Source organism: Nocardioides immobilis (assembly GCF_003515065.1).
Classification (GTDB): domain Bacteria; phylum Actinomycetota; class Actinomycetes; order Propionibacteriales; family Nocardioidaceae; genus Nocardioides; species Nocardioides immobilis.
In genome coordinates, this window is the sequence record NZ_QXGH01000036.1 from 1 (window position 1) to 19396 (window position 19396).

The 19396-nt window shown below is 68.9% G+C and carries 17 protein-coding genes, 1 tRNA gene and 1 pseudogene; 7 read left to right on the forward strand and 12 right to left on the reverse strand.

From position 1 onward, the window contains the following. Window positions 1-536 precede the first annotated feature (536 nt). Window positions 537-746 carry a hypothetical protein gene (locus D0Z08_RS26145; RefSeq protein ID WP_118928233.1) on the forward strand — a complete coding sequence of 70 codons (210 nt, stop codon included), beginning with the start codon at window positions 537-539 and terminating at the stop codon, window positions 744-746. 282 nt (window positions 747-1028) lie between these two features. Here D0Z08_RS26145 and D0Z08_RS26150 read toward each other — a convergent pair whose 3' ends face one another. The 4 genes from D0Z08_RS26150 to mobF all read right to left on the reverse strand — a co-directional run bounded on the left by D0Z08_RS26150 (window position 1029) and on the right by mobF (window position 4994). Then, on the reverse strand, window positions 1029-1445 hold the full coding sequence (locus D0Z08_RS26150) for a hypothetical protein (RefSeq protein ID WP_118928234.1): 417 nt from the start codon (window positions 1443-1445) through the stop codon (window positions 1029-1031). Window positions 1446-1662: 217 nt separating this feature from the next. Further along, a complete protein-coding gene (locus D0Z08_RS26155) occupies window positions 1663-1857 on the reverse strand; it encodes a helix-turn-helix domain-containing protein (protein ID WP_245994513.1) in 195 nt (64 codons plus the stop codon). Continuing rightward, window positions 1850-2086: a PLC family EF-hand domain-containing protein gene (locus D0Z08_RS26160; protein WP_118928235.1), complete on the reverse strand. Its 237-nt coding sequence runs from the start codon at window positions 2084-2086 to the stop codon at window positions 1850-1852. The genes D0Z08_RS26155 and D0Z08_RS26160 overlap by 8 nt, the downstream gene beginning before the upstream one ends. Before the next feature lie 301 nt (window positions 2087-2387). After that, window positions 2388-4994, reverse strand: coding sequence for a MobF family relaxase (mobF, locus tag D0Z08_RS26165; protein WP_342772382.1), 2607 nt, complete (start codon window positions 4992-4994; stop codon window positions 2388-2390). Window positions 4995-5325: 331 nt separating this feature from the next. Between mobF and D0Z08_RS26170 the strand changes: the two genes are divergently transcribed. The 3 genes from D0Z08_RS26170 (at window position 5326) to D0Z08_RS26185 (ending at window position 7705) form a co-directional block, all read left to right on the forward strand. Beyond that, on the forward strand, window positions 5326-6306 hold the full coding sequence (locus tag D0Z08_RS26170) for a helix-turn-helix domain-containing protein (RefSeq protein WP_118928237.1): 981 nt from the start codon (window positions 5326-5328) through the stop codon (window positions 6304-6306). A gap of 189 nt (window positions 6307-6495) precedes the next feature. Further along, a complete protein-coding gene (locus D0Z08_RS26180) occupies window positions 6496-7065 on the forward strand; it encodes a hypothetical protein (protein WP_147381547.1) in 570 nt (189 codons plus the stop codon). Between the two features lie 259 nt (window positions 7066-7324). Beyond that, complete coding sequence (locus D0Z08_RS26185) at window positions 7325-7705, forward strand: hypothetical protein (RefSeq protein WP_118928240.1); 381 nt, start codon at window positions 7325-7327, stop codon at window positions 7703-7705. A gap of 146 nt (window positions 7706-7851) precedes the next feature. Here D0Z08_RS26185 and ppdK read toward each other — a convergent pair whose 3' ends face one another. The 6 genes and pseudogenes from ppdK to D0Z08_RS26210 form a co-directional block, all read right to left on the reverse strand. After that, window positions 7852-10590, reverse strand: a complete 2739-nt coding sequence (gene ppdK, locus D0Z08_RS26190; protein ID WP_118928241.1) for a pyruvate, phosphate dikinase — start codon at window positions 10588-10590, stop codon at window positions 7852-7854. Window positions 10591-10621: 31 nt separating this feature from the next. Then, window positions 10622-12700 carry a phosphoenolpyruvate--protein phosphotransferase gene (gene ptsP / locus D0Z08_RS26195; protein WP_342772384.1) on the reverse strand — a complete coding sequence of 693 codons (2079 nt, stop codon included), beginning with the start codon at window positions 12698-12700 and terminating at the stop codon, window positions 10622-10624. Then, window positions 12677-13129: pseudogene (gene dhaM, locus D0Z08_RS33605) on the reverse strand (dihydroxyacetone kinase phosphoryl donor subunit DhaM); the annotation flags it as partial. The pseudogene dhaM and the gene ptsP, both read right to left, overlap by 24 nt. Before the next feature lie 40 nt (window positions 13130-13169). Continuing rightward, the gene (gene dhaL, locus D0Z08_RS26200) at window positions 13170-13805 is read right to left on the reverse strand and encodes a dihydroxyacetone kinase subunit DhaL (protein WP_118928243.1); all 636 of its coding nucleotides are present in this window, start codon (window positions 13803-13805) and stop codon (window positions 13170-13172) included. A 3-nt stretch (window positions 13806-13808) separates the two neighbouring features. Next, complete coding sequence (gene dhaK / locus D0Z08_RS26205; RefSeq protein WP_118928244.1) at window positions 13809-14810, reverse strand: dihydroxyacetone kinase subunit DhaK; 1002 nt, start codon at window positions 14808-14810, stop codon at window positions 13809-13811. 31 nt (window positions 14811-14841) lie between these two features. Further along, window positions 14842-15636, reverse strand: a complete 795-nt coding sequence (locus D0Z08_RS26210) for an MIP/aquaporin family protein (protein WP_118928245.1) — start codon at window positions 15634-15636, stop codon at window positions 14842-14844. A 133-nt stretch (window positions 15637-15769) separates the two neighbouring features. Between D0Z08_RS26210 and D0Z08_RS26215 the strand changes: the two genes are divergently transcribed. After that, window positions 15770-16534, forward strand: coding sequence for an IclR family transcriptional regulator (locus D0Z08_RS26215; protein ID WP_118928246.1), 765 nt, complete (start codon window positions 15770-15772; stop codon window positions 16532-16534). A 405-nt stretch (window positions 16535-16939) separates the two neighbouring features. Further along, window positions 16940-17128 carry a DNA-binding protein gene (locus D0Z08_RS26220; RefSeq protein ID WP_220454356.1) on the forward strand — a complete coding sequence of 63 codons (189 nt, stop codon included), beginning with the start codon at window positions 16940-16942 and terminating at the stop codon, window positions 17126-17128. A 140-nt stretch (window positions 17129-17268) separates the two neighbouring features. On the opposite strand, the gene D0Z08_RS26225 is transcribed toward D0Z08_RS26220, so the two are convergent. Beyond that, window positions 17269-17350: transfer RNA gene (locus tag D0Z08_RS26225), tRNA-Tyr, on the reverse strand. Window positions 17351-17482: 132 nt separating this feature from the next. Here D0Z08_RS26225 and D0Z08_RS26230 point away from each other — a divergent pair. After that, on the forward strand, window positions 17483-17974 hold the full coding sequence (locus tag D0Z08_RS26230; protein ID WP_118928247.1) for a YajQ family cyclic di-GMP-binding protein: 492 nt from the start codon (window positions 17483-17485) through the stop codon (window positions 17972-17974). Between the two features lie 27 nt (window positions 17975-18001). On the opposite strand, the gene D0Z08_RS26235 is transcribed toward D0Z08_RS26230, so the two are convergent. Continuing rightward, window positions 18002-19189, reverse strand: coding sequence for a tyrosine-type recombinase/integrase (locus D0Z08_RS26235; protein WP_118928248.1), 1188 nt, complete (start codon window positions 19187-19189; stop codon window positions 18002-18004). Between the last annotated feature and the right edge of the window lie 207 nt (window positions 19190-19396).

Below are 19396 nucleotides of genomic sequence, written 5' to 3' on the forward strand. Positions count from 1 at the left end.
CTCGATGGTCTGGTTGGCACCGCCACCGTCACCACGCAGGGCCCTCCGTCGGTTACGACACGACGCGAAGGGTGGGGACTTCTATCTGGCCACCAGTGGGGACCTCGACTTGGCCACCAGTGGGGACCTCGACTTGGCCACCAGTGGGGACTTTTTCATGGCCACGGACAAGTGCGGTCGGGTCCTGTGCACCGACGCTCGATGTTGCTGACTTGGTACCAGGTTCCGTTGCGAGTCGCGAAGACTGCGTCGTCAACCCGGGCAGGCCGATCGCCCGCTGGTTCCACGGCCAAGGAATCGCGCGTTGTGCTGCGAGTACGGGATCGCTACATAGCCAGCCCCGATGCCGCTCCCCCGCCCGCAGAATGCCGCGCCCAAGGACATGAGACTTTGAGCGCTGTGGATGGGAGCACTGCACGAAGCAGCCAACTCGATCCGACCTCGTCGACGAGCTCGCGAAGCTGGCCGCATGGGGAAACGCAGGTCACTCGCAACGCTGACGCCGCGAACTTCTGGCGCCGAAGCAGGTGCGCGGAGTGCCGCCCCGTCCTGAGCAGCTCCTGGAGCCGCGCAAGGTCGTCGGCGTCGGCCACGAGTTGCGGGTCCTCGCGCGCCAGGTCGCGCAGTTCCCGCGCCCGCCGACGCGGCCCGCGCGGGTCGGCCAGCGGTCTGTACGGCAACCGCCGCTGCACCGACCACTCGCGGCGGTTCTGCGCCGCGCTCGAGACCACGAGGTGATCCGCTGACACAGCGGGTTGTGACACCGATGCCCGAGCAGCCGCGCGTCCGCGAGCGCGTCCGCCCCGTTCATCACCGCGAACGCGAACCGGTGCGCGATGATCACTCGCCCCCGCGCGTACCAGAACCGGCCATGCCCGCCGCCGTCCGCGCGCTCACGATCGGACCGACCAGCAACCGCGCCGGTCCACCACAGGCACTCGCTCCCCGGCACCGTGGCGACCTTCGCCCGGTACCGCGCGAGCACGGCCGGATCGGTGATCGCGGCCGCGACCGCCGCGAGGCCGGCGTCATCCAGCCGACGAACCGGCACCCGCTCCCCCACTCCCAGCACCAGCGACCGCCGCACCGTCGCCGCCCTGCGCGCCGTCACGCTCGCCGCCCTGCTCGCGGCCGTCGTCGGCCTGGGGCTCGCTGGCGATCCGCCGCAGCCGCGTCGCCTCGCGCACGGTCACCGTCTCGCCGCACCACTCGACGGCCTCGGCCAGCGACAGGCCCTCGCGCTCGGTCAACTCCCGCAGCGCCTCACCGGCGCGCTTCTCGGTCTCGGCCACCGCCGCGTCGCGCTCACCGATCGCGACCATGACCTGCTCGGCCAGGTCGATCACCCGGCCCTCCCGCTCCTCGCGCTCGCGCCGCCGCTTCTCGGCCATCTCCCGCGCCGTACGCAGTGCCTGCTGCTGCTCGCAGCAACAATCCAGAGGCACCCGGAGACCCGCGTCATACGCCTCGTCGGGCTCACCCGCACCAGTGTGTGCCGAGATCGCCGAGCGAACGCGACACGATTCTCATCCCCCGGTGCAGCAACGAAGTCGCAGTGCTTTACACCTCCTGCACGCCCGCCTTCACGCTCGCAGTCGAGGTTTCCGACCGCCCGCCGCCCGTCCCCCGCGGTGAACGGACGCTGTCCACGCGATATTCGGGCTAACGCTGAGCCGACGGGATGGGAAGGAACGCGCGTTCTAGGTCTTCGACACGAATGCGGATGACTCGTCGTCCGCAGCGGTAGGCGGGGATGGTGCCGTCGGCGATCCGTCGACGGAGGGTTTTGACCGAGACCGACATCAGGTCGGCGGCCTCGACGAGGGTGAGGTACTGGGTGCGGGTTGGGTCAGCCACGGTGCCCGGCCTCCATCGAGTTGGGTGCTGCGGGGCGCAGGAACTGACGGAGTTCGGCGACGGTGGTGTAGAGCCGGCCGGTGCCGTTGAATCGCCGCCAGCGTGGTCCGATGCCGCGTCGTTTCCAGTCGCGGACTGTGCGCTGTGGTGTGCGGATGAAGGCGCAGAATTCTTCGAAAAGCAGGATGCCGTTGTCGTCCCACTCGGCTGGGATCTGGATGGGATGCATGAGTTGTCTCCTCGACTCGGTGGCGAATCTCGGTCGAAGCGTGACGACGCGGCGTCACCGCTTCCGTCCCCCTACGGGCGTACCCCCTCCCGATTTCGAGGGGTACGCCCGCCGCTCCCGCGCGTTTCCGCAGGTCACAGGGCGTCCCCCCAAAAGTTGTCCGCATCGTGGACATGGGCTGGTTTCCTCTCGTCCGGGCTCGCCACCAGTGCGAGCGCCTCACCGAGGAAAGGCAACGGTGACCGCTCCGGATCGGACAGATGCGCCCGAGTTGGTTGCGTTGCAGACCCTGGCGGCGACCTCAGATCCCGATCCCGATCCCCCGGTCGGGTGCGGGACGAGGACCGGGGATCGGCTCCCTGGGACGCCGCGGGCCGTGTCCGTTGAGCGCCGCCGCCTGGAGTGCGGCCACGCCGTTCTTCGCACGCCTCTGGCGGGCGAGCGGCCCGTAGCGGTCGATGTCCTCGGCGGCGATGCCGGCAGCGTGGGCGGGTCCGAGGTCGGCTCGGTCGCGGGCGAACACATCGACCCACTGCGCCCGAGCGTCGTCGACGCTGTCGGCGACGAGGTGGGCGGTGTTGGCCTTCCGGCCCCGGGTCATGCCGACGTACGCGGCGGCGGCGCCGGTGGTCTCCCCGATCAGGAGGTGGGCGTGGTCGACGGTCTCGCCTTGGGCGCCGTACACGGTGGTGGCGTAGGCCAGCTCCACATGGTCCCGCACGTACCCGGCCGGCAGAGTCCGCTCCCGGGATCGCCCGCGCACCTTCATGCTCCCGTCGGCATCCACCTTTGTGACGGTCCAGGTGTCGCGGTTGGCGACGCCGAGGTCACGGTCGTTGCGACGGGTAGCGACCCGGTCACCAACGCCAATGACCTCGCCGGCGTGGGTGGTGAGCACCTCACCAGCGTGCTCACCGTTCCGCGCACCACCGACGTCATCTGCTCGTTGGGCGCGGATGGCGGCGTTCAGTGCGGTGACCTGCTCGCGGGTGTCTGCGAGGACCAGTCCGCGCACTCCGGTGATCGCCTCGATCGCCTCGACCTCCGACGCGTGGACGACGATCTCTCCGCGCTCCAGCAGGGCATCGAAGACCTCACCACTGTTACCACCGCTGCGCATCTGCAGGCTGAGGTCGGCATAGGTGGGGTCGGTGAACCGGTGCACGGTGGTGATTTGCTTGACCGCTTCAGGTGGCGCCCAGCGCAGCGCCAGGTCGAGAACTCCCCCGCGGCCCACGGCCGGGAGCTGATGACGGTCGCCGAGGAGTACGACGCGGGCGCCGGTCTCATCAGCGATCGTGAGCAGGGCGCGGGCGGTGTCCTGGTCGAGCATCCCTGCCTCGTCCACGACCAGCTCATCACCTGGCATCAGTACCGCTGCGCGGTCGATCCGGTCGACCGGGACGCGAGTCCAGTGGCCGTCGGCGTCCCACCGGAAGCCGTGCTGGTGGACCAGCCACGCTGCGGAGAACGCGCTGGCCCCGACCTCGTCAGCGGCGACCTGGGCCGCCTTCAGCGTCGGGGTCACCACGATCATCCAGTTCCCTGCCGCCTCGACGGCCCGGCGCTGGGCGCGCAGCCGGGTAGTCTTCCCGGCTCCTGCCGCTCCCTCGACCACCACCAGGTCACGAGACCCGTGCTCGGCACGCATCGACAGGCGGTCGTTGAGTTCCGCCTCCACCGCGAGCACCCGGTCACTCGTCAACGCCCGGACATGCTCCGGGACGTCGCCCCGTGCGAGGAGGGGGCGGCTTGCGGCGACCGCCCGCGCGGTCAGGTCCTCGGCCAGGTCCGCCCGGATCCCGGGTTCGGCGACGACGCCCGCTTGTGCGATGAGCTCCTCCACGGCCCCGCGGATGTCGCCGGCGTTCCAGGCCGACCGCTTCGCCCCGAGGCGGCTCAGGGCGACCTCGACGATCGCCTCGCGGTCCAGTGCACCGACCGGCGTCGCGGGCACCGCGACGGGACGTTCGGCCGGGACGAAGCCGAGCACGCGCAGCTCCTCGACCCAGTGCTGCCGCAGTTCCTCCCCTGAGGTCGGAACGACCTTGTCGGGCCGGGCATCGGCCCACGCGCGGCGGTCCCAGGAGCGCAGCAGCTTCGGGCCCGGCTCCTGGTCGGGGTGGTCGCGACGCCACTCGGCCTCGTACCGTGCGAGGTTCCTACCGACCTGTGCCGAGCGGGCGCTGAACGCCCCTGCGTAGGGGGCGAGCTCGTTGATCTCACCGTCCTCATCCAGGGTGAACCCGTGCTGGGCGAGCACGGTCCGGAACTGCGGGTCGCACATCACCGCCGCATGACCGATGCCGTTCACGGCGGCGACCATGTCCCGCATCCCGACCGTGTGCAGGCCCCGCCACTTCCCCTCGGCAAAGACCCGCGCGTTGACCTGCAGATGGAGGTGCCGGTGCGGGTCACTCGTCCGCGAGGTGTGGTGGCGGATCACCGCCGCCTCGATCCGTTCCACCGGCACCTGGACCTGGAGGTCCCTCGGCCCGACCCGGGTGGTGGCGTGCTGGGCGACCCAGCCGATGATCTGCTCCGCAGCCCGGGACTGCGCCGCGTCGTACGCCTCGGAGATCTCCGGGTCCAAAGCCGCCGCCAGCGACCAGGTCTTCGGACCGTTGACCACGACCTCGGCGAACCGCACCCCGTTCGCCGCCTTCACCAACCGCCCCTTCGCCGCCCCAGTCTCGACGTCGTAGCCGGCCACCCACCGCTCATAGGATTCGCCATCCATCGGCGCCTCGCCACTCAGGGTCGACGGTGTGGCGGCGTATCGCGCTGCGACGCCGGTGCCTTCGGCCAGGTAGTAGTCATCGGCGCGGGACCGGTCGGCCTCGACGTAATTGCGGGCGGCCGCAGCCGACCCCCGGTAGATCGCGACCCCACCCCGCACCCTCGTCACCGCCCGTCACCACTCGTCAACGACCCCAGAAATGGCACTCGGCCCGCCCATAGGGGCGGACCGATCTACGAACCTTCGTAGCATGCGTGCAGCTGGGTTTTGGTTGGCTGAGGGCGGATCGGCGGAGGCGGTTTTCGAGGTCGTGAAGGGTCGTCAAGACTCGTCAGATGCAGGACAGGCCGAGGAGAGAAAGTCGTCGGTCCTTAGGCCCTAGGAAGTAGAGGTTGTCGGGGCCGGTCGACCGTACTCATGTGGCGCCAACCAGAGGTTGCCTCGTTCGCCAATATTCCAAATCTCGAGGAATTCTCGTTATTTGGAATATACTGTTCTGGTGTGGACCTCAGTGCTCGAAGAACACGGCATCGCGGTGGTGCCAGTCGACGGCGAGCACGTACGCCTCGAGCACGTCGATCACTCGGCTGTCTTCTTCGTGCTGACCATCCCAAGGCTGGCCCGGACCCGCGACATCCGAACTGCGCCGGAGCGCCACGCGCTCCTCGTCGCCGACGCCATCACCGCTGAGGCGAGCGAACGAGCCTGGGCAAGTGGCTGGTCGGTGGCAACCGAGGACGGCGCCGGTTGGGTCCGGTTTGCCGGACGAACACTGCGCTTCGAACCGACGCCAAAGGCGCAGACCCCCAAGCGGCCCCCCGGCCGGCCAGGCCGTGGTGTCTTCTCCGTCGTACGCGCGCTCTTCGCAATGGACGGCGGGGCACGCCAGGCAGAGATCGCCGAGTTCGCCCATGTCGGCCAAGCTGCTGTCTCGAAGGCGCTCAACCGGCTCGCCGAGCTGGACCTCGTCGCGCGCCGTCCGCACGGTTGGGAGATGACCAACCGCGCTGGGGCCGTCTCCTGGTGGCTCGCGAACTACCCCGGCCCTGGCGGCATCGAGACCCACTGGTTCGGTGTCGAATCCATCGGTGACCAGGCCTACCGCGCGTACGCCGCGCTCGACCGGAGCGAGCACGCGCGGCCGGTCATGTCCGGAGACGTTGCAGCCGACCTCGTGGCCCCGTGGCGGACGCCGCGTCGGGCGACGTTGTACGCACGACGTGGCGAGGATCTGTCCGAGGTCGGCCTGACGCCGAGCGACGCATCGGCGGCGACGTTGACCCTGGTCCTGCCGCAGGACGCAGGGGTCTGGCCGATATCCAAGGCCCCGGTCCTCACCGAGATGCGTGGCCACGGCGACGTCGCACGAGCCAACGCGTTCCAGGTGCTCTACGACCTGTCACGCAGTCCTGGCCCAGACGCGGACGAGGCCCTGAAGGCATGGCGCGACTGGATGGTCGAGTCGGGACAGGTGCTGTGACCCAACTCCATCTGCATTCGACCTCTCGGGCAGAGGACGCCGGGTTCCTCGCCGTGCGCGACACGGCCGCCGTCGCCCGGGACGCTGGGCTGGAGTACCGAATCGTCGGCGGCCAAATGGTCCGCCTGCACGTTGCCCTGGCCGGCGTCGCCGAGCCAACCATCAGGGTCACCCTGGACGCTGACCTCGGTGTCGCAGCGGCGTCGGCACGCAACCCCGCGCTTTGCCGGCCTCGAATCGCTCGGCTACACCCGACCAACAGCATCGAACCGCTTCATCAGGACAACTGAGGAAGGTCTGGATCTCGTCATCGACGTGCTTGCCCCAGCGTGGGGCCGGCGAATGGTGTCCAACCAGCAGTACGGCGACATCACGCTCGACGAGATCCCAGGTCTGTCGCTGGCACTGGCCAGGCCCAGCGAGCCGATCGAGCTAACCGTAGTCCTGCTGGACGGCGCGTCCTTTTCGATCGACCTCGTCATCCCCGACATCACTTCCGCTCTCTGCCTCAAGGCCCTGGGCTGGTCGAACCGGTACGCAGCCAAGGACGCGGTCGACGGGTGGCGGCTCCTGCGCGCGCACCGCCAGCGCATCCCCGACTCAATCGCCTGGCGCCAGTCCGGCGTGCAAGGCGACGCTGCCGCCATCCTGCGCAGCGACTTCGCTCGGGCAGCGGGGCTTGGAGTCCGCGCCGCCTCCACGGATCGAGCGGACCAGGCAGAGACACGCGCGCTCACGCTCACCCTCATGCGCGAGTAGGTGCAGGCCGTGCATGTTCCACGATCGCACGGGCGCCAACCGCGAGCTGACTGATAGCACAGCGATGATCATCACGAGCAGGATGACGAGGTCGATCGGAAAGTCGACTCTGTACGCACAGCGGCGTCGTCGTGACGGAACGGGACCTAGCCGCTTCGCGGCTATGACGTGCCAGTTGCGCGAGCCTCCCTCGGTGGCGAAACCTTCCAAATTGTGTGGAGCCGCGCGATGGTGTTGGTCACGGCACGAGGAGGCGACGATGGGATTGTGGAGTGTGGTGTTCACCTTGGCTCTGTGCTCCGGGTTGCTCGTCAGCTGTGGGGGTAGCCCGGACGACGCGCCGAAGGAGGACTTCTGTGCTGCGGTTGACGCCGTGCTGGATTTCGACGACTTCGACGAGGCGCAGGACGCCTACAACGAACTCAAGGACGTCGGAACTCCGGAGGACATCGACGACGACGCGCGCTCGGGCTTCGAGATCTCAGTCGACGCAGTCTTGGGCGCGGACGACGAGGACGAGGCGCGAGAGGCGTACGACGACCTGGGCGACGACGAGAAGGAGCAGGTCGAGGCGTTCAACGACTATGCGGAGGAGACCTGCGCAGGGGAGCAGGAGGCCCCAGCTACGCCAAGACAATGAGCGCGCGTGCTCCCCCACGTCGGGCACGAACCACTTCACCTGGACGGATCGAACTGTCAGTGCGGGCGCTCCGCAGTGGCACCCTGACGCGGCGATGTGACGCAGGCGTGGCGGCCGCTCAGCGCGCCGGTGAGTGGGCGGGTGCGTCAGCTGCGCTCGATGTCGTCGTCGGACGCGTGAGCGTCGGGGTGGCCAAGCATCGCGCGACCGGCTTCCAGCCTCGCAACTGGGACGCGGAAGGGGGAGCAGGAGATGTAGTCCAATCCGGTGCGGTGGAAAAAGTGGATCGACTCCGGGTCTGCGCCGTGTTCCCCGCAGACGCCGACCTTCAGGCCGGGACGTGTCCTGCGCCCTTCCCTGGTCGCGATGTCCACGAGCCGGCCGACCCCGTCGACATCGAGGCTCTCGAAGGGAGAGACGGTGAAGACGCCCTTGTCGAGGTACGCCGCGAAGAACGCCGCCTCAACGTCGTCCCTGGAGAAGCCCCACGTGGTCTGGGTGAGGTCGTTGGTGCCGAACGAGAAGAACTCGGCGGCCTCGGCCACCCGGAACGCGGTGAGCGCGGCACGGGGCAGCTCGATCATGGTGCCGATCGGGATGTCGAGCTCGACGCCCTCGCTCGCCCGAACGTCGGCCAGGATCTCGTCCGCCTCGTCACGGACCAGGTGCAGCTCCATGACGGAGCCGACCAGGGGCACCATGATCTCGGGCCGTGGGTCGCCGCCGGCCTTGACTCTCTTCGCGGCGGCGTGGGCAACGGCGCGCACCTGCAACGCGAACAGCCCGGGCACGGTCAGCCCCAGGCGGACACCACGCAACCCGAGCATCGGGTTGGATTCGTGGAGGCGCTCGACCGCCGCGAGCAGCCGTACGACGTCGGGGTCCTCGTCGCCGCGTTCCTTCGCGACAGCCACTTCGACCATCAGCTCGGCGCGGTCAGGAAGGAACTCGTGGAGCGGCGGGTCGAGCAGGCGGATGGTGGTGGGCAGGCCGTCCATCGCGGTGAGCAGCTCCACGAAGTCTTGGGTCTGCGGGTCCACCAGCTCGGCCAGCGCAGCCTCGCGCTCCTCCGCGTTGTCGGCCAGGACGACTCGTTCGATGAGCGGGCGACGCTCACCCAGGAACATGTGCTCGGTTCGACACAGTCCGATTCCCTCGGCTCCCATCCGCCGCGCGCGGTCTGCGTCCTCGCCGTTGTCCGCGTTGGCCCGCACCCGCAGTCGACGTACGCCGTCGGCATGGGTGAGCAGACGGTCGACCGCCCGCACCACGTCTGCCGTGCCCTCGTCGACCTTGGCCAGCGCCGCGTCGAGTCCCTCCTCGAGCAGAAGAACCACCGGCGAGGGAACGACGGCGAGCTCGCCGAGGAACACCTCCCCGGTCGAGCCGTCGATGGAGAGTACGTCGCCCTCCCGCACCGTCACCTCCCCCGCTGTGGCGACGAGTCCGGCCGCATCGACGTTCAGCGATTCGGCGCCGCACACCGCCGTCTTGCCCATGCCTCGAGCCACCACGGCCGCGTGTGAAGTCTTGCCGCCACGGCTGGTCAAGATGCCGGTCGCGGCGATCATCCCCTCAAGGTCCTCGGGGTTGGTCTCCTTGCGGACCAGGAGCACTCGCTCGCCCCGGGCCTGCCAGGCGACGGCGGTGGCGGTGTCGAAGACGACCCTGCCGACCGCAGCGCCCGGTGATGCGGCCATCCCACTGGTCAGCAGGGTTCGCTGGGCGTCCGCATCGAACTGCGGGAACATGAGCTGAGCCAACTGGGTGCCGGTGACCCGTTCGAGCGCCTCGTCCATGGTGATGAGCTGTTCGTCGACGAGCTGGGTGGCGATCCGGAACGCCGCAGCTGCGGTGCGCTTGCCGACACGGGTCTGCAGCATCCAGAGCTTCCCTCGCTCGACGGTGAACTCGATGTCGCAGAGGTCCCGGTAGTGGGTCTCAAGGCGCCGCATGATCCTGGTGAGCTGCTGGTAGGAGTCGCGGTCGAGCTTGGCGAAGTCGTCGAGGGTCAGGGTGTTGCGGATGCCCGAGACCACGTCCTCGCCCTGCGCGTTCGCGAGGTAGTCGCCGTACACGCCCGGCTTCCCCGTCGCCGGGTCCCTGGTGAAGCAGACCCCGGTCCCGGAGGTCGTGCCGAGGTTGCCGAACACCATCGTGCAGATGTTCACCGCCGTGCCGAGATCGTGAGGAATGCGCTCGCGCCGGCGATAGATCTTCGCCCGGTCCGTGTTCCAGGAGTCGAAGACCGACCGGGTGGCCAGGTCCAGCTGGCGGCGCGGCTCCTGCGGGAACTCTTCGCCGGTGTGTTCCACGATGATCTGCTTGAACTCGTCGACGAGCTCCTGCAGGTCCTTCGCCTCCAGCTCGACGTCGGTCTCGACGCCCTTCCGATCCTTGGCTGCGTCGAGGGCCGAACCGAACACCTCGCCGTCGACGCCGAGGACGGTCTTGCCGAACATCTGGATCAAGCGGCGGTAGGAGTCCCAGGCGAAGCGCTCGTCGCCCGACGCGTCGACGAGCCCGAGCACCGAACGGTCGTTGAGGCCCACGTTGAGGACGGTCTCCATCATCCCAGGCATGGAGAACTTCGCTCCCGACCGCACGCTCACGAGCAGCGGGTCCACGGAGTCCCCCAGACGGCGCCCGACCTCGTCCTCGAGCCAGCGCAATGCCATGGTCACCTGCACCCGAAGCTGGTCCGGCTCGCGACCCTGCTCGAGGTAGTGGCGGCAGGCGTCGGTGGTGATCGTGAAGCCGGGAGGCACCGGCAGGCCCAGCCGCGTCATCTCGGCGAGGTTGGCGCCCTTGCCGCCGATCAGGTCCTTCTGATCCTTGTCACCCTCACTGAAGCGGTACACCAGCTTCGTCGTGGATGTCTTCATGCGGGAGCCTCGTCCTTGATCACCGGGCGGCTCAGCGGGGAGCCTCCGACAGCATCGTAAGTACGTGCTTGCGTACCTCGTCGGCCCCCGCGAGGGTCAATGCGTCCCGGGCCAGGGCAGCGCAGCGCTCGACATTCAGCTCGCGGACCGCCGCCTTGACCCTCGGCACGGCGGGCGGTGAGACACTCAGCTCCCGCACGCCCAGTCCGACCAGCACCGGGATGGCCAGCTCGTCGGAGGCGGCTTCGCCACAGACGGCGACGTCGATCCTGCCGGCCGCGGCTCGGCACACGTGGTCGATGAGCTGGAGCACCCCGGGGTCGAGGGCGTCGGAGAGCGCCGCGACAGCACCGTTCCCGCGCTCGGCCGCGAGGGCGTACTGCGTCAGGTCGTTGGTGCCGATGCTGACGAAGTCGACGTAGGGCAGGAACGCCTCGATCTTCAGTGCCGCCGAGGGAACCTCGATCATCGTGCCGATGCGCAGACCGTCAGGGAGGCCGTCCGGTCCAGCCGCCTCGGAGAGCACCTGACGGGCCTCGATCATCTCGCCGGGCGTGGACACCATCGGGATCATGATGCTGATCGGGTGGTCTCGCGCGGTGTGACAGATCGCCACCATCTGGTCGCGCAGGAGGTCACGGTGGGCGAGGCTGAGCCGGATGCCGCGCTGACCGAGGAAGGGGTTCGCCTCCTGGGGCATCGGGAGGTACGCCAACGGCTTGTCTCCCCCGACGTCGAGGGTGCGCAAGGTGATCGGTCGGCCGTCCATGGCCGCGGCAATGGCGCCGTACTCGGCCTGCTGCTCGTCCACGTCGGGCGCAGCACTCCGGTCGAGGAACAAGAACTCGGTGCGCACCAGTCCGGCGCCGTCCGCCCCCGCTGCGAGTGCGGCACGGGCGTCGGCCACGGATCCGAGGTTTGCGGCCACCGCGACGGGCGTGCCGTCGCGGGAGACTGCGGGCTGCTCGGACAGCGCGAGCTGCCGAGCGCGCTGCCCGGCCGCGTCCTCGGCGCGCTTCTGGTACTTCTGCAGGAGCTCCGGCGAAGGGTCGATGTGCAGCTCGCCGGTGCTGCCGTCGAGGAGGATCGTCGCGCCTTCTGGGACGCTCAGCACCTCGGCGCCGGCCGCCACGACGACGGGGATGTCACGGGCCCGAGCCAGGATCACCGCGTGCGACGACGGACTCCCATGAGCGAGGACGACTCCGGTCACCAGTGCGAGGTCCAGGCTTGCGGTCTCGGCGGGCGTCAGGTCCCCGACCACCAGGACGCCTTCCGACGTCATCCGCCGGGCGGGCTCGCCCGTGAGTGCCCGGAGCACTTGGTCACCCACCGCGTGGACGTCCGCGGCCCGTTCCCTCAGGTAGGGGTCGGGCAGGCTCGCCCACTCGCGCTCGACCTCGGCCAGACAGCCGGCCCACGCGGAGACGGCTCCGATGCCTGTGCTGGTGCGGGTCTTGACGTCGGCGAGCATCTCGGTGTCGGTGAGCAGCGAGAGGTGCGCGTCGAAGATGCTCGCCTGCTCCGCGCCCACCTCGCGAGCGGTGACGACCCGGACGTGCTCGATGTCGCGGCGTACGGCGGCCACGGACTCCACGATGCGCCGCCACTCGGCGGCCGGTTCCCCCACCGGTTGCTGGTCGAGGTCCACGGGCACCGCCGTGAGCCGGCGAAGTGGGCCGATCGCGATCCCGGGCGAGGCCGGCAGAGGGCCGCTGACCGAGGTGGCCCCGGACGAGGCCTGCGGCTCCACAGCCCCCTCGACGGTCTCGTCGAACCTACGCGCGGCGAGTGTGAGCAGGTGCTCGACCGCCTCCTGGGCCTGAGGACCGGCGGCGCGGACCTCGACCTCGTGCCCCTGAAGAGCGGCGAGCGTCGCGACCCGGCTCAGGCTTCCGGCAGGGACGGCAGGGCCCCCGGTGGTGAGGTTGCGCAGCTGGACCGACGCGTCGAGCGCACGGACCTCGCTGACCAGCCGGGAAGCCGGCCGGGCGTGCAGACCGTGGGGGTTCTCGACCGAGAAGACGCCGACGATCTCCTCCGTTCCGACGTCGCTCGCATCGGTTGTGGTGCCACCTGGCGGAGGCGACAGGTGCCCCGACTTGCCCAGGAGTGCGTCGCGCGCCTCGGCCGCGACCTCGGCCCGGCTGGCTCCGCCTGCGGCGGCGACGGCAGCAACGATGAGGCCCTCGATGAGGGGTGCGGGCGAGAGCGTGACTCGATCGCGGATCGAAGGATCCTGGAGCAGGTCGAGCGCAAGCTCGGTGCTGAGCACCGCACTGCCCAGATCCATGAGTACGACGACGCCCGCCGGGCCGTCGGCGTGCTCGATGGCCTGCATGATCGCGACCGCGTCGGTGCCGAACGTGGTCTCGTCGAGCCCGGCGGCCACCTCGATCCGAAGGGGCCGACCGTGCAGCATCTCGGCGGCCAGCGCCACCGCGGACCGGGCCAGGGTCCGGCTGTGGGAGACGACGACCAGTCCGACGGTCGGTTGGCCGCCCGAGATCGGGGAGTCTCCCGAAAGGCTCTCTGTCATGTCCAGTACGCTCCGCTCGCTATTTCATCAGTCAGAAGGCTCAGAAGGGCGCTTCGGTGGCCGCTTCGAGCAGGAGGGCCACGGTCGTGGCGCCGGGGTCCTGGTGTCCCACGCTGCGTTCGCCGAGGTAGCTGGCCCTGCCCTTGCGCGCCAGCATCGGCGTGGTCGCGTCCCGCCCTGCTGCAGCGGCGTCCCGGGCATGCTTGAGGCCGGTAGCCAGGTCCGCGCCGTCGGCGAGTGCCACGTCGAGCGCGTCGACGGCGGGCGCCAGCGCGTCGTACATGGTCTTGTCATCGGGCCCGGCCTTGCCCCGGTCCACGACACCGCCGAGTCCGGCACGCAGAGCCGCGGCGAACTGCGGCGCCGATGTTGTCTCGGCGTCGCCGAGCGTGCTGCCGATCCGCAGGAACAGGGTGCCGAACAGCGGACCGCTCGCTCCCCCGACCGAGGAGACGAGTGTCATCCCGACCTTGGAGAAGAGTGCCCCGGCCGTCGCCGGCGGGCTTTCGTCGAGCGCGGCCACGGCGGCCTTCATGCCCCGGTCCATGTTCGACCCGTGGTCGGCGTCGCCGATCGCTGCGTCGAGCTCGGTCAGATGGTCGCGGTGCTCAGCGACCTGATGGGCGAACCTGCGCACCCACTCCTCGAGGGCCGCCGTGGTCACGTTCTCGTCCATTTCTCAGATGCCCCATCTCAACGCTGAAGTGTTCACTGGAGCGTCCCAGAGGGAGAGCACCTCGTCATCGGCCTTGAGCAGCGTGATCGACGCGCCGGCCATGTCGAGCGAGGTGATGTAGGAGCCGACGAGTGAACGGGCGATGGGTACGCCGTGCCCGCCGAGGATCTTGTTGACCTCGTTGAACAGGACGTAGAGCTCGATCAGCGGGGTCCCTCCCAGCCCGTTGACGAACGCGATGACCGGGTCGCCCGAGGTGAACGGCAGGTCCGCGAGGATCGGCTCGACCAGCATGGCGGCGATGTCGCTCACGGGCGCGAGCGGCAAACGCTCCCGGCCCGGCTCGCCGTGGATGCCGACACCGAGCTCCATCTCGCCCTCGCCGAGCTCGAAGGTGGGTTTGCCGACGGCCGGCACCGTGCACGATGTGAGTGCAACTCCCATGCTGCGTCCGTTGGCGTTGACCTTGCGAGCGACGTCGGCGACCTGGTCGAGGTCGCGGCCCTGCTCGGCTGCCGCGCCGGCGATCTTCTCGAGCAGCACCGTGACGCCGACCCCGCGGCGACCCGCTGTCCAGGTGCTGTTCTGGACGGCCACGTCGTCGTCGGTGACCACCGAGGCGACGCGGGCTCCGGTCTCCGCGGCCGCCAGCTCTGCGGCCATCTCGAAGTTCATCACGTCGCCGGTGTAGTTCTTCACGACGTGGAGGACGCCGGCGCCGCCGTCGACCAGCTTGGTTGCCGCAAGCATCTGCTCGGGCACGGGCGAGGTGAACATCTCGCCGGCACAGGCGGCGTCGAGCATGCCGAGGCCGACGAATCCGCCGTGCAGCGGCTCGTGTCCCGAACCACCCCCCGAGATGATGCCCACCTTGCCCTGCTTCGGCGCATCACCGCGATAGATGATCTTGTGCTGGTGGTCCACCCGCAGCTCGGTGTGAGCCGCCTCGATTCCACGCAGTGCCTCGGCCACGACGTCGTTCGGGTCGTTGATCAGCTTCTTCATGAGAGTTCCTTCGGTTGGTTGCCGGGTCGGGTCAGGCGTCCGCGGACTGGCGGGCGACCGCAGGCTCAGGGTTCGGGGCTCCGAGGTCCGGCTCACCAGCGCTGAGCCGGTCGGCAGGGGTGCGGGAGAGGAAGCCGAACAGCAGCGCAGCGGCCAGGCCCGCGAGGAGCTCAGCAGCCAGGTAGACCGGCAACTGGTCCCACTTGACCTCGCCGCCGGCGATCTGCTGGACGAGCATCGGGCCGAACGTGCGGGCGGGGTTGATCGAGGCGCCCGTCGTCGGGGCGACCGGAATGATGGCCGCGAAGACGACCAGGCCGATCGCGACGCCGGCGAAGCCGGCCGCGGCCTTGCGGTGGATCACACCGAAGATCGTGAACACCAGGATGAAGGTGCCCACGAACTCGGCAGTGAAAGCCTGCGCCACACTCACAGTGTCGGGGTTGTACGCCGCCACACCCAGGCCGACGTCACTGGCCTGCTGACCGAGAACGCCGATGATCGCGGCAGCGCCCACGATCGCGCCGACCACCTGGGCTCCGATGTACGCCGGCACCTGCCTCCAGGGGAAGTTGCCGGTGACCGCCAGTCCCAGGGTCACCGCCGGGTTGATGTGGTTGCCACCAATGTGCCCGAGGGCGTAGACGGTCGCGATCACGATCGTGCCGAAGGCCATGGAGATCATCCCCAGGTCGGCCATCGTGAACGGCGCATCGCCGTTGACGATCAGAGTGGCGGGGACCGACCCCACCCCGATGAACACCAGAAATGCAGTTCCCATGGCCTCAGCACCCAAGCGCTGGAACAGATTGGTCTCGTCAAGCATGCCCGTTCCTCTACTTCCGATAGATTCCGAATGCAGTTCGATATTGTCGAACGTGATTTGGACCGTACGCCTATGGTTCACTAGTACGCAAGAGTTTTCGTGAATTCGGTCACACCCCGGAGAGGCAGCACCCGTGATCCAGTCGATTGACCGCGCAATTCGGGTCCTGACCGCGCTCCAGGGCACCCGGCGGATGAGCCTGTCGGAACTGGCCGAGCGCCTCGACCTTGCGCCCTCGACCGCGCACGGCATCGTCCGCAGCCTGGTCGAGCACGGGATGGTCGTGCAGGAACGCGGATCCAGCCGCTACCAGCTCGGGCCTGCCGTCCTCCGGCTCGGCAACGTCTACCTCGACACTCTCGAACTGAGGTCAAGGGCGATTCCGTGGGCGGAGGACCTCGCTCGTCGCACCGGGCTGGCCGTGCGCACCGGCGTACTCCTCATCGACGACGTCGTGATCATCCACCACGAGCCCCGCCCCGACGGCAGCCGGCAGATGCCCGAGGTCGGCATCGTCATCCCCGTCCACGCCAGCGCGCTCGGCAAGGCGATGCTCGCGTTCCTGCCGGAGGACGAAAAGCGGGTGCTCACGTCCGGAGACCTACGCAGCATGACCGGCGAGACCACCACCTCGCCCGAGACCCTGCGCGACCAGCTGGACCAGATCCGGGCAACAGGCGTCGCGGTCGAAAAGGACGAGGCCGTGATCGGCGAGAGCTCCCTGGCCAGCCCGGTCTTCGACTCCTACGGCGAGGCCGTCGGCGCGATCGGCGTCGTGGTCCCATCCGGCGGCGACCTCAAGGGGCACGACGTCAGCGACCTGGTCCGCGAGACTGCACGGGCGGTCTCCCGCGAGCTCGGCGCAGCGGCCTGGCCGCCGCGCCGGCCTGGGCAATAGGTCTTGTGTGGGCCCCGCCCCTTGGTCGTTGACCCACCCTCGCCGCATGGTCGTGGCGGCGGTGCGTGAGTGGCACGAAGACCCCGGTTGGGGCGCGCTCGACAGCTCCGAACGATCTCTGGTTTACCTGGGGAACCGCGCAGTCGTAGGCGGCGGGGTGCAGCGTCTAAGTGGGCGTTGTGACGGCGCCCTTCCGGCCAACGTTCAGGGAAGTTCGTCGTCGAGTCCCTGCGGCTCTCCGTCGCCGGATCAGCCGACGCCTCGACGCGCTCGCTGCGGAGGGCGTGACGATCGTCCGAGCGCCGAAGGCTCCGGTCGGTGTTCCAGCACCGGCCGGGGCCGCCTATGACTTCCCTTCATTCGAGTCTGGCACGCGACAACTTGGCGCCGTCAAGCGTCGGGGTCTTGCTGTGGATTAACCGGCTCACGGGCACCTCGGAGATCGCGAAGCCGCTCGGCGTGAGCCGACAACGGACGAGCCAGCCAGCACAGCGCGAGGACTTCCCAGAGCCCGTCGCGCGCCTCGCCGCAGGCCCGATCTGGGAGACGACCGACATCGAGCGATGGTCTCGCGAGACCGGTCGGATCGACTGAGTCACGACCAATCTCGGGCGGCTCGCGCACCAAAATTCTGACCGAAATCGCCGCGCTGGATCGCACGTGGATCGCACGCGAGCGAAATGCGAACCGCCCCTGACCAGCGTTTCCGCAGGTCAGGGGCGGTTTTATCCCTGTGGCAGGTAGTGGATTCGAACCACTGTAGGCGTTGCCGGCTGATTTACAGTCAGCTCCCTTTGGCCGCTCGGGCAACCTGCCAGGGTTGTGCTGCGACCGCCCGGACCAGGGCCCAGAAGTGCTGACTGGGTGACCCCGGTTGGATGGTCGACAACGACGCGAAAGAATAGCGCAGCCCCTGCCCGTCCAAGAAACCAGCGGAGACCACAACTCATGGCCGACTCGTCCTTCGACATCGTCAGCAAGATCGACCGGCAGGAGGTCGACAACGCGCTCGGCCAGACGGCCAAGGAGGTCGCGACCCGGTTCGACTTCAAGGGCACCGGCGCCAAGATCGAGTGGAAGGGCGACGAGGCGATCGAGATCACCGCCTCAGCCGACGACCGCGCCTCCGCCGTGCTGGACGTGTTCCAGCAGAAGCTGATCAAGCGCGGCCAGTCCCTCAAGATCCTCGACGCCTCCGAGCCGCGCGCGTCCGGCCAGCAGTCCAAGATCGGGATCACCCTGAAGGAGGGCATCTCCTCGGAGGACGCGAAGAAGATCAGCAAGCTGATCCGCGACGAGGGCCCCAAGGGCGTCAAGGCCCAGATCCAGGGCGACGAGCTGCGGGTGTCGTCGAAGAAGCGCGACGACCTGCAGGCGGTCCAGGCGCTGGTGAAGGCGCAGGACTACGACTTCGCGGTGCAGTTCACCAACTACCGCTGAATCGTTGCGTTTGCCCAGGTCAGAGGCCTAATGGGTGCCGAGAGTCCGCACAGAGTCCGCAGGATTTTCGTTTTTCTCCGCGAAGACCGCCGACATCAGGCCCGCGGCGGCGTTGCGCGTGCGGTCCTCGGCCTTGGGCCAAAGGTGGCTGTAGGTGTTGAGCGTGATCGACGGCGACGAGTGCCCAAGAGCGTGCTGGACGGTGACGACGTCGCAGCCTGCAGCGATCAGTCCCGAGGCGTAGAAGTGCCGCAGGTCGTGCAGGGTGAACTCGTCCATGCCGACCTGCCTGCGAACCCGGCGCCATTGATTGCCCGCGCTGTTGCGGTTGTAGACGTAGCCGCGCAGCGAGAACAGATAGCCGTCCTCGCCGTGCGGTGCAACGTGCTCGACATGCCGGGACAGCAGCGTGACGAGATCGTCCGGGAGGTAGATGACGCGGCCGGATTCGTACTTCGGGGACGTCTCGGCGGTACGGCTGTTGACCTGCCCCTGGATCTGCCGCTCGACGGTCAGCGTGCGTCGCAGGAAGTCGACGTCGCCGAGCTGCAGGCCGGAAGCCTCCCCCAGCCGCAACCCGGCGAAGGCGCACACCGCGAGAAAGGCACGGAACTCGGCCGGCGCGACCGCCAGCGCCTCCGCCACCTGTTCGGGTGTGGGGATCCGCATCTTGGTCTCGGCCTTGGGGACCTTCGGCGGCGTGATCGCGACGGTCGGATCGTGGCGGATCAGCCGCGCCCGGACCGCGGCGGCGAAGCACATCCGCACGTAGTTGAAGCGGGTACGGCGCGTCGAGGCAGCGAGACCCCGCTTTCGTTTCGGGCCAGGCAGCCGCTGAGCCTTCATCCACTGTCGGACGTGGTTCTCGGTCACCGAGCGGACCGGCACGTCGGCGAAGCCGATCGAGGCAAGCACCTGGTCGGCGGTGGCTGCAGTGCCGGCGGCCCAGTCCTGCGCCGCCGCCCACTGGCCCCACCACTGCGCGAAGGTGATCTTGCCGGCGGCCGGATCGACCCAGTCGCCGCGAACGATTCCGGCTGTCGCCTCGTCCAGCCACCGCTGAGCATCGACCTTCTTCAGAAAGTGGCGGGCGTGCTCGACGCCGGCCTCGTCGCGGTAGCGAGCCCGGTAGCGCTCCGAGGTGACAAGCTTCTGTCTTCCGGATTCCTCATCGACAGCGACGCGCGTCGTGGTGCGCTTCGAGATGCTGGCCATGCCTCATCATGCGCTTCACCACCGACGTACTCCCAGCAGAAATTTTGACCCACCGCCGGATGAGATCGATTGTCGTTGGCCGCCGTCGGGCCACCAGATTGACGACGAGTCAGCCCCAAAGGACGGGGGCGCCGGTGTGCCCGCCCACGCCGTCCACGGGGCGGCACCTCGACGATGTCGACGTGCCGTTGGGCGACGTCGGCTTCG

Bases quoted from the DNA above. Each gene is read 5' to 3' on its own strand.
- D0Z08_RS26160 (WP_118928235.1), bottom strand. From the start codon at position 2,086: ATGCATCCCATCCAGATCCCAGCCGAGTGGGACGACAACGGCATCCTG.
- D0Z08_RS26185 (WP_118928240.1), top strand. From the start codon at position 7,325: ATGGGATTGTGGAGTGTGGTGTTCACCTTGGCTCTGTGCTCCGGGTTG.
- ppdK (WP_118928241.1), bottom strand. From the start codon at position 10,590: ATGAAGACATCCACGACGAAGCTGGTGTACCGCTTCAGTGAGGGTGAC.
- dhaL (WP_118928243.1), bottom strand. From the start codon at position 13,805: ATGGACGAGAACGTGACCACGGCGGCCCTCGAGGAGTGGGTGCGCAGG.
- dhaK (WP_118928244.1), bottom strand. From the start codon at position 14,810: ATGAAGAAGCTGATCAACGACCCGAACGACGTCGTGGCCGAGGCACTG.
- D0Z08_RS26210 (WP_118928245.1), bottom strand. From the start codon at position 15,636: ATGCTTGACGAGACCAATCTGTTCCAGCGCTTGGGTGCTGAGGCCATG.
- D0Z08_RS26230 (WP_118928247.1), top strand. From the start codon at position 17,483: ATGGCCGACTCGTCCTTCGACATCGTCAGCAAGATCGACCGGCAGGAG.
- D0Z08_RS26235 (WP_118928248.1), bottom strand. From the start codon at position 19,189: ATGGCCAGCATCTCGAAGCGCACCACGACGCGCGTCGCTGTCGATGAG.